Source organism: Pseudomonas sp. G5(2012) (assembly GCF_000408945.1).
Taxonomy (GTDB): domain Bacteria; phylum Pseudomonadota; class Gammaproteobacteria; order Pseudomonadales; family Pseudomonadaceae; genus Aquipseudomonas; species Aquipseudomonas umsongensis.
On record NZ_APIO01000092.1, the window covers coordinates 45,202 to 60,241 of the forward strand.

The window sequence follows — 15,040 nt, forward strand, 5'->3', positions numbered from 1 at the left end:
AGCTCCACTGTTGTCTTGCGACGCTATTGTCTTGCAAGAAAAGCAAAATGGCAGGAACGAATTCCCGCCAAATTTAGGGGTACAAGAGTCTAAAGAGGATCTTGTCCCCAGTCAAGGCAAGGCCCCGACCTCCCCGCCCGTCAAACCTCGACAAATTGTCTCGATTCGATGAACGGAGTGACCAGGGCCCCTGCTCATTTACCGCAGAACTCAGTTACCGCTCGAGTTCAGCGCTTCGGTCAGTGCAGCTTCCACTTCACTGGCGCTTACGCGCAACGGCTTGTCTGCATCACGGCGGCGCTTACGCTCGCTGTGATAGGCCAGGCCGGTACCCGCCGGGATCAGACGACCCACGACCACGTTTTCTTTCAGGCCGCGCAGGTAGTCGCGCTTGCCGGTAACCGCCGCCTCGGTCAGTACACGGGTGGTTTCCTGGAAGGAAGCCGCCGAGATGAACGATTCGGTGGACAACGACGCCTTGGTGATACCCAGCAGAACGCGAGTGAACTTGGAGACAAATTTGTCTTCGCCGCTCAAACGTTCGTTCTCTACCAGAACATGAGTCAATTCCATCTGGTCGCCCTTGATGAAACTGGAATCGCCGGATTCAGCGATCTCAACTTTACGCAGCATCTGACGCAGGATGGTCTCGATGTGCTTGTCGTTGATCTTCACGCCTTGCAGACGGTAAACGTCCTGGATCTCGTTGACGATGTACTTGGCCAGCGCACTCACACCCAGCAGACGCAGGATGTCGTGCGGATCGCTTGGGCCGTCGGAGATAACTTCGCCGCGGTTTACCTGTTCGCCTTCGAACACGTTCAGGTGACGCCACTTCGGAATCAGCTCTTCGTACGGATCGCTACCGTCGTTCGGGGTAATAACCAGACGGCGCTTGCCCTTGGTTTCTTTACCGAACGCGATGGTGCCGCTGACTTCAGCCAGAATCGAGGCCTCTTTCGGACGACGAGCTTCGAACAAGTCGGCAACACGCGGCAGACCACCGGTGATGTCACGGGTCTTCGAAGTTTCTTGCGGGATACGAGCGATAACATCACCGATCGCGATCTTCGCGCCGTCCGCCACACCGACCAGGGCGTTGGCTGGCAGGAAGTACTGAGCGATAACGTCAGTGCCTGGCAGCAACAGATCCTTGCCGTTGTCATCAACCATCTTCACAGCAGGACGGATATCTTTACCGGCAGCTGGACGGTCTTTGGCGTCGAGGACTTCAATGTTGGTCATACCGGTCAATTCGTCAGTCTGACGCTTGATCGTGATGCCTTCTTCCATGCCCACGTAGGTCACGGTACCTTTCATTTCGGTAACGATCGGGTGAGTGTGCGGATCCCACTTGGCCACGATGGCACCAGCGTCGACCTTGTCACCTTCCTTGACCGAAATTACCGCACCGTACGGCAGCTTGTAACGCTCGCGCTCACGACCGAAGTCATCAGCGATAGCCAGCTCACCGGAACGGGACACGGCAACCAGGTGACCGTCCACTCGCTCAACGTGTTTCAGGTTGTGCAGACGGACGGTACCGCCGTTCTTCACCTGAACGCTGTCGGCTGCGGAGGTACGGCTTGCCGCACCACCGATGTGGAACGTACGCATCGTCAGCTGGGTACCCGGCTCACCGATGGACTGGGCAGCGATAACGCCGACCGCTTCACCGATGTTCACCTGGTGACCACGAGCCAGGTCGCGACCGTAGCACTTGGCGCAGATACCGAAACGGGTTTCGCAGCTGATCGGCGAACGAACGATCACTTCGTCGATGCTGTTGAGCTCGATGAACTCGACCCACTTTTCGTCAACCAGGGTGCCGGCAGGAACGATGACGTCCTCGGTACCTGGCTTGAATACGTCACGGGCGATAACACGACCCAATACGCGCTCACCCAGCGGCTCTACAACGTCACCGCCTTCAATGTGCGGAGTCATCAGCAGGCCGTGCTCGGTGCCGCAATCGATCTCGGTTACAACCAGGTCTTGCGCCACGTCTACCAGACGACGAGTCAGGTAACCCGAGTTCGCCGTTTTCAACGCGGTATCCGCCAGACCTTTACGAGCACCGTGAGTGGAGATGAAGTACTGGAGTACGCTCAAACCTTCACGGAAGTTCGCGGTAATCGGCGTTTCAATGATGGAACCGTCCGGCTTGGCCATCAGGCCACGCATACCGGCCAGCTGACGAATCTGTGCTGCGGAACCCCGCGCACCCGAGTCGGCCATCATGTACATCGAGTTGAAAGACTCTTGGTCGACTTCGACGCCATGACGGTCGATGACTTTCTCTTTCGAGAGGTTGGCCATCATCGCCTTGGAAACTTCGTCGTTCGCCTTGGACCAAAGGTCGATCACTTTGTTGTACTTCTCGCCCTGGGTTACCAGGCCGGAGGCGTACTGACTTTCGATCTCTTTCACTTCGTCGGTGGCTGCACCGATGATGCGGGCTTTTTCATCCGGGATAACGAAGTCGTTAACACCGATGGAAACGCCGGAAATGGTCGAATAGGCAAAACCGGTGTACATCAACTGGTCAGCGAAGATCACGGTCTCTTTCAGACCAACCACGCGGTAGCACTGGTTGATCAGCTTGGAGATCGCCTTTTTCTTCATCGGCAGGTTGACGACGTCGTACGACAGACCTTTTGGCACAACCTGGAACAACAGCGCACGGCCGACAGTGGTGTCGACGATACGGGTGTTGGTCACGCTGCCGCCATCACGGTCGTTGACGGTTTCGTTGATCCGCACTTTGACCTTGGCGTGCAGTGCGGCTTCGCCGGCACGGAACACACGGTCAACTTCCTGCAGATCCGCGAACACACGACCTTCGCCTTTGGCGTTGATCGCTTCACGGGTCATGTAGTACAGGCCCAATACAACGTCCTGCGACGGAACGATGATTGGCTCACCGTTGGCTGGCGACAGAATGTTGTTGGTCGACATCATCAACGCACGCGCTTCCAACTGGGCTTCCAGTGTCAGCGGTACGTGCACGGCCATTTGGTCGCCGTCGAAGTCGGCGTTGTACGCGGCGCAGACCAGAGGGTGCAGCTGGATAGCCTTACCTTCGATCAGTACCGGTTCAAACGCCTGGATACCCAGACGGTGAAGGGTCGGTGCACGGTTGAGAAGAACCGGGTGTTCGCGAATCACTTCAGCGAGAACGTCCCAAACCTCTGGCAATTCGCGCTCGACCATCTTCTTGGCTGCTTTGATGGTGGTAGCGAGACCACGCATTTCCAGCTTGCCGAAAATGAACGGCTTGAACAGCTCGAGAGCCATCTTCTTCGGCAGACCGCACTGGTGCAGACGCAGGGTCGGACCTACGGTAATTACCGAACGGCCGGAGTAGTCAACACGCTTACCGAGCAAGTTCTGACGGAAACGACCTTGCTTACCCTTGATCATGTCAGCCAGGGATTTCAGAGGACGCTTGTTGGAACCGGTGATAGCGCGGCCACGACGACCGTTGTCGAGCAGTGCGTCGACGGCTTCCTGCAACATACGCTTTTCGTTGCGCACGATGATGTCCGGAGCGGACAGATCCAGCAGGCGCTTCAAGCGGTTGTTACGGTTGATCACTCGACGATACAGATCGTTGAGGTCGGAAGTCGCGAAGCGACCGCCATCCAGCGGGACCAGTGGACGCAGATCTGGCGGCAGAACCGGCAGAACGGTCAGCACCATCCATTCTGGAAGGTTGCCGGAGCCCTGGAAGGCTTCCATCAACTTCAGACGCTTGGACAGCTTCTTGATCTTGGTTTCGGAGTTGGTTTGCGGAATTTCTTCACGCAGACGGCCAATCTCGTGCTCCAGGTCGATAGCGTGCAGCAGCTCACGGACAGCTTCGGCACCCATGCGGGCATCGAAATCGTCACCGAACTCTTCCAGCGCTTCGAAGTACTGCTCGTCGTTCAGCAGCTGGCCTTTTTCAAGGGTGGTCATGCCTGGATCGATAACGACATAGCTCTCGAAGTAGAGAACGCGTTCGATATCACGCAGGGTCATGTCCATCAGCAAGCCGATACGCGACGGCAGCGATTTCAGGAACCAGATGTGGGCAACTGGCGAGGCCAGTTCGATGTGCGCCATGCGCTCACGACGAACTTTAGCCAGCGCGACTTCAACGCCGCACTTCTCGCAGATCACACCGCGGTGCTTCAAGCGCTTGTACTTACCGCACAGGCACTCGTAATCCTTTACCGGGCCAAAGATCTTGGCGCAGAACAGGCCGTCACGCTCAGGTTTGAACGTACGGTAGTTAATGGTTTCCGGCTTTTTAACTTCGCCGAACGACCACGAACGGATCATCTCAGGCGACGCCAATCCGATACGGATGGCGTCGAACTCTTCGACTTGACCCTGGTTTTTCAGCAAATTCAGTAGGTCTTTCAAGGCCTTTCCTCCTGGCGGAGCAGAGAGCGGGCAGTGTTGCCCCGCTCTCGATTCGCGTCACGTGTTATTCGGTTTCCAGATCGATATCGATGCCGAGGGAACGAATTTCCTTGATCAACACGTTGAAGGACTCGGGCATGCCCGGCTCCATACGGTGATCGCCATCCACGATGTTCTTGTACATCTTGGTACGGCCGTTCACATCGTCCGACTTCACTGTGAGCATTTCTTGCAGAGTGTAAGCGGCACCGTATGCTTCCAGTGCCCAGACCTCCATCTCCCCGAAACGCTGACCACCGAACTGCGCCTTACCACCCAGCGGCTGCTGGGTAACCAGGCTGTACGAACCGGTAGAACGCGCGTGCATCTTGTCGTCTACCAAGTGGTTCAGCTTCAGCATGTACATGTAGCCAACGGTAACCGGGCGCTCGAACTTGTTGCCGGTACGGCCGTCGGTCAGCTGCATCTGGCCGCTTTCTGGCAGGTCTGCCAGTTTCAGCATGGCCTTGATTTCGCTTTCCTTGGCGCCGTCGAACACTGGAGTGGCCATTGGAACGCCGCCACGCAGGTTTTGAGCCAGGTCCAGGATTTCCTGGTCCGAGAAGTCATCGAGGCTTTCCTGACGACCGCCGATCTCGTTGTAGATCTCGTGCAGGAACTTACGCAGCTCGGCAACTTTGCGCTGCTCTTCAACCATGCGGTTGATCTTCTCGCCCAGACCTTTGGCCGCGAGGCCCAGGTGGGTTTCAAGGATCTGACCAACGTTCATACGCGAAGGTACGCCCAACGGGTTGAGGACAACGTCGACCGGGGTGCCATTGGCATCGTGCGGCATGTCTTCAACCGGCATGATCACGGAGACCACACCCTTGTTACCGTGACGACCGGCCATCTTGTCGCCCGGCTGGATGCGACGACGGATTGCCAGGTAAACCTTGACGATTTTCAGCACGCCTGGAGCCAGGTCATCGCCCTGCTGCAGTTTGCGCTTCTTGTCTTCGAACTTGTCGTCCAGCAGACGGCGACGATCAACGATGTAGGCCTGAGCCTTTTCGAGCTGCTCGTTCAGAGCATCTTCAGCCATGCGCAGTTTGAACCACTGGCCGTGCTCAAGACCGTCGAGCACTTCGTCGGTGATGTCCTGGCCTTTCTTCAGACCGGCGCCGCCTTCGGCTTTGTGGCCGACCAGAGCGGAGCGCAGACGTTCGAAAGTAGCACCTTCGACGATACGGAACTCTTCGTTGAGGTCCTTGCGGATCTCGTCCAGCTGGGACTTCTCGATCGACAGGGCACGCGCATCACGCTCAACGCCGTCGCGGGTGAAGACCTGTACGTCAATGACAGTACCTTTGGTACCGGTAGGTACGCGCAGGGAGGTGTCTTTAACGTCGCTGGCTTTTTCACCGAAGATCGCACGCAGCAGTTTTTCTTCCGGAGTCAGTTGGGTCTCGCCTTTCGGAGTGACCTTACCCACCAGGATGTCGCCTGCGCCAACTTCAGCACCTACGTAAACGATACCGGCTTCGTCCAGCTTGTTCAGTGCAGCTTCACCCACGTTCGGGATGTCCGCAGTGATTTCCTCTGGGCCAAGCTTGGTGTCACGGGCCACACAGGTCAGTTCCTGGATGTGGATCGTGGTGAAACGGTCTTCTTGAACAACGCGTTCCGACAGGCAGATGGAGTCTTCGAAGTTGAAGCCGTTCCATGCCATGAAGGCGATGCGCATGTTCTGACCCAGTGCCAGTTCACCCATGTCGGTGGACGGACCGTCGGCCATGATGTCGCTACGCTGAACCCGATCACCTTTACGCACCAGCGGACGCTGGTTGATGCAGGTGTTCTGGTTGGAGCGGGTGTACTTGGTCAGGTTGTAGATGTCGACACCGGCTTCACCGGTTTCTACTTCGTCATCGGCAACGCGAACCACGATACGGCTGGCGTCGACGGAGTCGATCACGCCGCCACGACGAGCCACGACGCAAACGCCGGAGTCACGGGCTACGTTACGCTCCATGCCGGTACCTACCAGCGGCTTGTCAGCACGCAGGGTTGGTACAGCTTGACGCTGCATGTTCGAACCCATCAACGCACGGTTGGCGTCGTCGTGCTCGAGGAACGGAATCAGCGACGCTGCAACCGAAACTACCTGCTTCGGCGATACGTCCATCAAGGTGACGTCTTCCGGCGCCTTGACGGTGAATTCGTTCAAGTGACGAACAGCTACCAGCTCGTCGATCAGGACTTTCTTGTCGTTCATCGTGGCCGAAGCCTGGGCGATCACGTGATCAGCTTCTTCGATGGCGGACAGGAACACGATCTCGTCGGTGACCAGGGCGTCTTTCACCACGCGGTACGGGCTCTCGAGGAAGCCATACTGGTTGGTGCGCGCATAGGCAGCCAGGGAGTTGATCAGACCGATGTTCGGACCTTCCGGCGTTTCGATCGGGCAAACACGACCGTAGTGCGTCGGGTGTACGTCACGAACTTCAAAGCCGGCACGCTCACGAGTCAGACCACCAGGGCCGAGTGCAGAGACACGACGCTTGTGGGTGATCTCGGACAGCGGGTTGTTCTGGTCCATGAACTGGGACAACTGGCTGGAACCGAAGAACTCTTTCACCGCCGCAGCCACTGGCTTGGCGTTGATCAGGTCTTGCGGCATCAGGCCTTCGCTTTCAGCCATCGACAGACGCTCTTTGACCGCACGCTCAACACGTACCAGGCCAACGCGGAACTGGTTCTCGGCCATTTCGCCAACGCAGCGAACACGACGGTTACCCAGGTGGTCGATGTCATCGACGATGCCTTTACCGTTACGGATGTCGACCAGGGTCTTCAGTACCGCGACGATGTCTTCCTTGCACAGCACGCCCGAACCTTCGATCTCGGTACGACCGATACGACGGTTGAACTTCATCCGGCCGACCGCAGACAGGTCGTAGCGCTCAGGGCTGAAGAACAGGTTGTTGAACAGGGTCTCGGCAGCGTCTTTGGTTGGCGGCTCGCCAGGACGCATCATGCGATAGATCTCGACCAGCGCTTCCAGTTGGTTGCTGGTGGAGTCGATCTTCAGTGTGTCGGAGACGAACGGACCGCAGTCGATATCGTTGGTGTACAGAGTTTCGATGCGAACAACGCCGGCCTTGGCGATTTTCGCCAGGATCTCGGTGTTCAGCTCAGTGTTGCACTCTGCCAGGATTTCGCCGGTTGCCGGGTGCACGATGACCTTGGCGGTTGTGCGACCCAGGACGTAGTCCAGCGGCACATCCAGCTCTTTGATCCCGGCTTTTTCCAGCTGGTTGATGTGGCGAGCGGTGATGCGACGACCCTGCTCGACAATAACCTTGCCTTTGTCGTCCTGGATATCGAGGACAGCGATTTCACCGCGCAGGCGCTGAGGCACCAGCTCCAGGCTCAGGGTCTCGCCCTTAACGTGGAATACGTTGGTGGTGTAGAACGCGTCCAGCACTTCTTCAGTGGTATAGCCGAGCGCGCGCAGCAGTACCGATGCCGGCAGCTTGCGACGACGGTCGATACGCACGAATACGCAGTCTTTCGGGTCGAACTCGAAGTCCAGCCACGAACCGCGGTAAGGAATGATGCGCGCGGAGTACAGCAGTTTACCGGAGCTGTGCGTCTTGCCACGGTCGTGGTCGAAGAACACGCCAGGGGAACGGTGCAGCTGGGAAACGATTACACGCTCGGTACCGTTGATTACGAAGGTACCGTTCTCAGTCATCAGGGGGATTTCACCCATGTAGACTTCTTGCTCTTTGATGTCCTTGATCGCTTTGTTCGACGATTCTTTGTCGAAAATGATCAGGCGCACTTTTACCCGCAAAGGTACGGCGTAAGTTACACCGCGCAATACGCATTCTTTGACATCAAATGCCGGTTCGCCCAAGCGATAACCGACGTACTCCAGCGCAGCATTGCCGGAGTAGCTGATGATCGGGAAAACGGATTTGAAGGCCGCATGCAGGCCCACGTCGCGGAACTGATCTTTAGTCGCTCCCGCTTGCAAGAATTCACGATACGAATCCAGCTGGATGGCCAGGAGGTAAGGCACATCCATGACGTCCGGCAACTTGCTAAAGTCCTTGCGGATACGTTTTTTCTCAGTATATGAGTAAGCCATCAGCGTTCCCCAGCTTGGTCACCTGCTTGTTTGGCCCCTCCCGACGGGAGCGACCAGAAAATCGTGCAAACCCCATGGTTTGCGCCACCGCATCGGGTGGTTACAGCTCGTTATCGGCACCGACCCAGTCGGCTGCCAATAACGGAAAAAGGCCGGTGGCAAGAGCCACCAGCCATCAGCCTGTCGCTTAACGCTCGGGCTGGAGACGCAAGGTCGGAGCTTACTTCAGCTCGACTTTAGCGCCTGCTTCTTCCAGAGTTGCTTTGGCTTTGTCAGCTGCGTCTTTGGCAACAGCTTCCAGAACCATGGCAGGAGCGCCGTCAACTACAGCCTTGGCTTCTTTCAAGCCCAGACCGGTCAGTTCACGTACTGCCTTGATCACGTTAACTTTCTTCTCGCCAGCTTCGGTCAGCATGACGTTGAATTCGGTTTGCTCTTCAGCAACGGCAGCAGCAACAGCTGGGCCAGCCGATGCAGCAGCAGCAGTAACGCCGAATTTTTCTTCGAAAGCTTTGATCAGCTCAACAACTTCCATTACGGACATGTTGCCAACTGCTTCAAGGATATCGTTCTGAGAGATAGACATGAATCTAATTCCTGATATTGGGGACGGCCTACGCGACCATCGAAAAAAACAAAAAACGCGAGAAGTTGACGAGCCTTAGGCTGCAGCAGCTTCTTTCTGGTCGCGAATTGCCGCCAGGGTACGAGCCAATTTGCTGGTAGCGCCTTGAATCACGCTCATCAGCTGAGAAATTGCTTCGTCACGGGTCGGCAGAGTTGCCAGTACGTCGATTTGGTTAGCTGCGAGGAACTTGCCCTCGAACGCAGCTGCCTTGATCTCGAACTTGTTCTGACCCTTGGCGAACTCTTTGAAAATCCGGGCAGCAGCGCCTGGATGTTCCTTGGAGAACGCGATAAGGGTAGGGCCGCTGAACACGTCGTTGAGAACACTGAATTCAGTGTCAGCAACGGCGCGCTTGAGCAGGGTGTTACGTACAACACGTACGTAAACGCCAGCTTCGCGAGCCTCTTTACGGAGTCCGGTCATTGCGCCTACTGTTACGCCACGGGCATCAGCCACGACAGCGGACAGAGCGACTTTGGCAGCCTCGTTGACTTCAGCGACGATGGCCTTCTTGTCTTCGAGTTTAATTGCCACGGGTTTAACTCCTGCTTGTTACCGTTTCATTCGATCGAAACCGAATGTCGTTTTGGTGTCTGATTCGGTAAGGAACCGGGAGCACCATCTGCGTAGGCTTGTGGTTTAAGACTTGCGTCGCCTACGGTCTTGGATAGCCCCCGCCAGGCAGGGACCCCAATTTTTCAATTGGCGCAATCGCTTGCGCCAATTTTTGTCTTACGCGTCGAGCGAGCTTTGGTCGATGACCAGACCTGGGCCCATAGTGGTGCTCAGGGTAACGCGCTTGACGTAGATACCTTTCGAGGAAGCTGGCTTGATACGCTTCAGGTCAGCGATCAGGGCTTCAACGTTTTCCTTCAGCTTGACGGCGTCGAAGCCGATCTTGCCAACGGAAGTGTGGATGATGCCGTTTTTGTCGGTGCGATAACGAACCTGACCAGCCTTGGCGTTTTTAACCGCGGTAGCTACGTCTGGCGTTACGGTGCCGACTTTAGGGTTAGGCATCAGGCCACGTGGACCGAGGATCTGACCCAGTTGACCTACAACGCGCATGGCATCCGGGGATGCGATCACTACGTCATAGTTCAGGTCGCCGCCTTTCATTTCGGCAGCCAGGTCGTCCATGCCTACACGGTCAGCGCCGGCAGCCAGAGCGGCTTCAGCAGCTGGACCCTGGGTGAACACAGCAACGCGAACGGTCTTGCCAGTGCCGTGTGGCAGCACAGTAGCGCTACGAACGACCTGGTCGGATTTACGCGGGTCAACACCCAGGTTTACAGCTACGTCGAACGACTCGCTGAACTTGACAGTCGACAGCTCAGCCAGCAGAGCAGCGGCGTCTACAAAGTTGTAGGCCTTGCCTGCTTCGATTTTGCCGGCGATAGCCTTTTGACGCTTGGTCAGCTTAGCCATTACACACCCTCCACGTTAAGGCCCATGCTACGAGCAGAACCGGCGATAGTACGCACGGCTGCTTCCATATCAGCTGCAGTCAGATCCGCGTTTTTGGTTTTCGCGATTTCTTCCAGCTGAGCACGGGTTACAGTGCCAACCTTAACGGTGTTCGGACGAGCGGAACCGCTGGTCAGACCTGCCGCCTTCTTCAGCAGAACCGAAGCAGGGGTGGATTTGGTTTCGAACGTGAAGCTACGGTCGCTGTAGACAGTGATGATCACTGGAGTCGGCAGACCTGGCTCAAGACCCTGAGTACGGGCGTTGAAAGCCTTGCAGAATTCCATGATGTTCACGCCGTGCTGACCCAGAGCAGGACCAACAGGTGGGCTTGGGTTAGCCTGAGCGGCCTTCACTTGCAGCTTGATGTAAGCGGTAATCTTCTTGGCCATGAGGCACTCCAATTACGGGTTCAAACGCCTCGAAAGGCTCCCCGGTTACTTGCGCGTTTATCCCAGTGACGACAAAACCCCACAGCCTAAGGCTGCGGGGTTGGGATGCTTGTTCAGTTAGACCTTTTCGACCTGACTGAACTCCAACTCTACCGGAGTAGAGCGTCCGAAAATGAGCACCGCGACCTGGATCCGGCTCTTTTCGTAGTTGACCTCTTCGACCGTGCCGGTGAAATCGGCAAACGGACCGTCGTTGACGCGCACCGACTCACCTGGCTCGAACAACGTCTTCGGCTTCGGCTTATCGCTACCATCAGCAACGCGACGCAGAATCGCTTCTGCCTCTTTATCAGTAATCGGTGCCGGCTTATCAGCGGTACCGCCGATAAAGCCCATCACGCGAGGAGTGTCCTTGACCAAGTGCCAAGTACCCTCATTCATATCCATCTGGACCAGCACATAACCAGGGAAGAACTTACGCTCGCTCTTGCGCTTCTGGCCATTACGCATTTCGACCACTTCTTCAGTGGGAACCAGAATTTCGCCGAAGCCATCTTCCATGCCAGCCAGCTTTACGCGCTCGATCAGCGAGCGCATTACATGCTTCTCGTAACCGGAGTAAGCATGCACAACGTACCAACGCTTAGCCACGGGACACCCTTAGCCGACAATCAAGGAAACAAGCCAGCCGAGCAGGGAATCGAGCCCCCACAACAGCAACGCCATAACCAGAACAACAGCCACAACGATCAACGTGGTCTGCGTGGTTTCTTGGCGAGTCGGCCATACGACTTTACGAATCTCGGTGCGCGCTTCCTTAACCAGTACAAAGAAAGACTTGCCCTTGACTGTCTGCAGGCCTACAAAGGCAGCTACGGCAGCAATAACAAGCAAAGCGAGTACGCGGTACAGGATCGGCGAAGCAGAGTAATACTGATTGCCAACAACGCCAACAACCACCAAAGCGACTACTACAAGCCACTTGAGGAGGTCGAAACGAGAGCCTTGAGCTTCAGCTTTAGGAGTCATCTATGAAGATCCTGTGAAAAGAAAGCCAGACACACCGAGTGAATCTGGCAGGTCAGGAGGGAATCGAACCCCCAACCTACGGTTTTGGAGACCGTCGCTCTGCCAATTGAGCTACTGACCTAAAACAAAATCAGGCCGACCATTATGCAGACCTGAAAAAGACTTTACAACCACTTGCTAGTCGACCCGACCGAAACACCCTCACCCACAAGAGCAAGAACCCTCAGAGCCACAACGGGGCGCAGCCTTAGCCGCCTAAAACAAAGGCAGATATTTGCATATCTGCCTTTTGTATGGAGCTCTTGAGCGGATTTGAACCGCTGACCTCACCCTTACCAAGGGTGTGCTCTACCAACTGAGCTACAAGAGCGTAACACTGTGCAAAACCTGCAAACTTGGAGCGGGTAGCGGGAATCGAACCCGCATCATCAGCTTGGAAGGCTGAGGTTCTACCACTAAACTATACCCGCGAGGCTTGCAGCTCTCGCTAAAAATGGTGGAGGGGGAAGGATTCGAACCTTCGAAGTCGTAGACGTCAGATTTACAGTCTGATCCCTTTGGCCGCTCGGGAACCCCTCCTAAGCGAGCCGGCATTCTACATCATGCCAGCCTTCTGTCAAGCATTTTTCTCATTAAAATCCTGAGCTTATCTGCGTTGACCTCGCTTCACTTCGTTGACCGCTTTAGGTCTTCGCTGTGGAGCGGGCGCCATTCTATGCAAACTATTCGGTGGGTGCAACCCCCCCACAAGGCATTATTTTATGTTTTAACTCATTGAATTCTCTAGAAAGGTTTATCAGCTGCAAGTCATCCAGCCAACGCTTGCTTTCAGGGGCCACTCGAACCCAGTACACAGGGGGTTCAGTCGGACTCGCAGGTAGCGATTGATATTTCACGCCCATGCCCGTCAACCTACGCTCAAGCGCCTTCTCGACGTCCTGACTTACAAATCCACCCAGATAAAGGCATTCAGCCTCTGCCTGTGCCACCTTCCCTTTATCCCTGGCCGTATCCGTCGCCTCGCTCAAGAGACGAATGTCCTGCTGGGAACCGCGATACAGACTCAAAGGCGTTACGTCCTTGGCACGCAGAGGCGCCTCCTGTTGATGCCAGATGTAATAAAACACATTGAGAACGAGCAGCAGCAGAAACAACCAACGCATAAAGACCTCAAGACAAAGGGCATGCCATCGCCAAGCCGACGAACACCAGATCGGGAACCACCCGGGCCTCAGGCACTATCTCGGACACCAACGACGCATCACCACCGGTGAGGAACACCGTAAAGTTCTCCCCCCAATAATTCCGCGCCATCTCCAGTTGCGTCAGCACAAATCCGCGAAGCATCAACAGGCACCCGCGCTCAACCGCTTCGACCGTCGTGCGTCCCGGAACAAGACGCTCCAAAGCGCGCTCAGCCGCAAGATCTCCGTAACGAATCTTGCGGGTATGGGTGCGCAGCTGGTTTCGCATCAACGGCATCCCAGGGCATATAAACCCACCGAGATGATCACCATCCCCGGCAACGAAGTCCGCGGTCACCGCAGTACCGAAATCAAGCACCAGGCACGCGCCAGAAGCCAGATGAAACCCTCCGAGCAGCGCCAACCAACGATCAAGACCGAGCCGCTCAAATTCTTCATAGCCATTACGAACACCGGCCATTTCCTCGGCTGGAGCGGCACAGACCACCGAAATTTCGAAGGCAGCCTTCAGCCGGGCGATCAATTCGCCGGTTTCTTCGGCAGTCCTGACACTCACCAGCCGACAGAACCTCAACGCAAGGCCTTCAATCCCCTTCACGCCCTCGAGCAATGCCAGGTCGGAATCGACTACCCCCTCCCCTACCACCTGACGGGCGTCCGCCTTGAGCACACGCCACTTGATGAAACTATTTCCGCAGTCGAGCTCAAGAATCATGACGCAACCTCAGGCTCAGCTCACCGCCACTGAAGACTTTCTCCACACCACCCACCTTCAAGCGCAGCGCACCCTGACTATCGATACCCAGCACTTCGCCATCTATTTGGTTTGCACCCGCGATCAACGACACCGCACGCCCCTGCCATAGGTGATGCTGCTCCCACTCAGCCTGGATCGCCGAAAATCCATCGGCCTGGTGGCGAGCCAGGTATCTGTGGAGCATTTCACCCAGCGCCGCGACCAGGCGATTGCGATCAAACGCCTTGCCCGACTCCAGGCGCATGGACGTCCATTGTTGATCGACTTCATCGGTCATTTGCATGTTTACATTAATTCCGACACCCAGCACCACGTGACAGACGTCGGCAGGATCCCCGACCAGCTCAAGCAGTATTCCGGCAATTTTCTTCTGCCCTACCAGGACATCATTGGGCCATTTCAACCCAACCCCGGGAATCCCAAGCTCACGCAAGGCCTGCATGACGGCGAGCCCCACTACAAGGCTCAAGCCCTCCAGCTGGCGCATACCGCCCTCAACCCGCAACACCAGGCTGTAATAGACATTCTCAGCGAATGGACTGACCCACTTGCGCCCTCGCCGCCCGCGCCCGGCAGTTTGCCGCTCGGCAAGCACCAGAAAAGGCGCAGCCTGGTGCCGCTCGATGGCGCGCAGGGCTTCGGCATTGGTGGAGTCAATAGAGTCGAAGACCAGGACCGGCCAATTAGACGTGGGCGACAGTCGCCCTATCTCCGCAGGATCAAGCAACGTCAACGGTGCAGCCAATTGATAGCCGCGCCCCCGAACCTTGTGAATGGACAACCCCAGCTCAGCCTCAAGATGCTGAAGCTGCTTCCACACAGCACTGCGACTGATGCCCAAGGCAGCGCCCAATGCCTGACCCGAATGGAATCGGCCATCCTTAAGAAGCTTTAACAACGTCAGCATGCAAGTCTCGCCTCACAATGAGGCCCGCATGATAGCCACGCCCCGAGCCGTTGCATAGAAACCCGAACAGACAGATTTTTCCAGCGGACAAAAACAAAACCCCTACC

11 protein-coding genes and 4 tRNA genes are annotated in these 15,040 nt (G+C 56.3%); all 15 read right to left on the reverse strand.

The features are described 5' to 3' along the window. Positions 1 to 210: 210 nt before the first annotated feature. Positions 211 to 4,410 (reverse strand): DNA-directed RNA polymerase subunit beta', encoded by a 4,200-nt coding sequence (gene rpoC, locus PG5_RS24770; protein ID WP_008065703.1) that lies wholly within the window; start codon positions 4,408 to 4,410, stop codon positions 211 to 213. 64 nt (positions 4,411 to 4,474) lie between these two features. Then, the gene (gene rpoB, locus PG5_RS24775) at positions 4,475 to 8,548 is read right to left on the reverse strand and encodes a DNA-directed RNA polymerase subunit beta (protein ID WP_008018199.1); all 4,074 of its coding nucleotides are present in this window, start codon (positions 8,546 to 8,548) and stop codon (positions 4,475 to 4,477) included. Positions 8,549 to 8,768: 220 nt separating this feature from the next. Further along, entirely contained in the window at positions 8,769 to 9,134 is a 366-nt protein-coding gene (gene rplL, locus PG5_RS24780) for a 50S ribosomal protein L7/L12 (protein WP_020799830.1), read from the reverse strand. 75 nt (positions 9,135 to 9,209) lie between these two features. After that, positions 9,210 to 9,710 (reverse strand): 50S ribosomal protein L10, encoded by a 501-nt coding sequence (gene rplJ, locus PG5_RS24785; RefSeq protein WP_008065701.1) that lies wholly within the window; start codon positions 9,708 to 9,710, stop codon positions 9,210 to 9,212. A 198-nt stretch (positions 9,711 to 9,908) separates the two neighbouring features. Continuing rightward, complete coding sequence (gene rplA, locus PG5_RS24790) at positions 9,909 to 10,604, reverse strand: 50S ribosomal protein L1 (protein WP_003186095.1); 696 nt, start codon at positions 10,602 to 10,604, stop codon at positions 9,909 to 9,911. Beyond that, on the reverse strand, positions 10,604 to 11,035 hold the full coding sequence (gene rplK / locus PG5_RS24795) for a 50S ribosomal protein L11 (protein WP_007933726.1): 432 nt from the start codon (positions 11,033 to 11,035) through the stop codon (positions 10,604 to 10,606). The genes rplA and rplK overlap by 1 nt, the downstream gene beginning before the upstream one ends. A gap of 117 nt (positions 11,036 to 11,152) precedes the next feature. Further along, positions 11,153 to 11,686: a transcription termination/antitermination protein NusG gene (nusG, locus tag PG5_RS24800; RefSeq protein ID WP_007933727.1), complete on the reverse strand. Its 534-nt coding sequence runs from the start codon at positions 11,684 to 11,686 to the stop codon at positions 11,153 to 11,155. A 9-nt stretch (positions 11,687 to 11,695) separates the two neighbouring features. After that, complete coding sequence (secE, locus tag PG5_RS24805; RefSeq protein ID WP_007896620.1) at positions 11,696 to 12,064, reverse strand: preprotein translocase subunit SecE; 369 nt, start codon at positions 12,062 to 12,064, stop codon at positions 11,696 to 11,698. Between the two features lie 45 nt (positions 12,065 to 12,109). Continuing rightward, positions 12,110 to 12,185 (reverse strand) — tRNA-Trp (locus tag PG5_RS24810). Positions 12,186 to 12,358: 173 nt separating this feature from the next. Then, positions 12,359 to 12,434: transfer RNA gene (locus tag PG5_RS24815), tRNA-Thr, on the reverse strand. Positions 12,435 to 12,460: 26 nt separating this feature from the next. Next, positions 12,461 to 12,534 (reverse strand) — tRNA-Gly (locus PG5_RS24820). A 24-nt stretch (positions 12,535 to 12,558) separates the two neighbouring features. Then, a tRNA-Tyr gene (locus PG5_RS24825) sits at positions 12,559 to 12,643 on the reverse strand. 143 nt (positions 12,644 to 12,786) lie between these two features. After that, positions 12,787 to 13,227, reverse strand: coding sequence for a hypothetical protein (locus tag PG5_RS24830; RefSeq protein ID WP_020799831.1), 441 nt, complete (start codon positions 13,225 to 13,227; stop codon positions 12,787 to 12,789). A 7-nt stretch (positions 13,228 to 13,234) separates the two neighbouring features. Then, positions 13,235 to 13,984 (reverse strand): pantothenate kinase, encoded by a 750-nt coding sequence (locus tag PG5_RS24835; protein ID WP_020799832.1) that lies wholly within the window; start codon positions 13,982 to 13,984, stop codon positions 13,235 to 13,237. Then, positions 13,974 to 14,933 (reverse strand): bifunctional biotin--[acetyl-CoA-carboxylase] ligase/biotin operon repressor BirA, encoded by a 960-nt coding sequence (gene birA, locus PG5_RS24840; protein ID WP_020799833.1) that lies wholly within the window; start codon positions 14,931 to 14,933, stop codon positions 13,974 to 13,976. The genes PG5_RS24835 and birA overlap by 11 nt, the downstream gene beginning before the upstream one ends. Between the last annotated feature and the right edge of the window lie 107 nt (positions 14,934 to 15,040).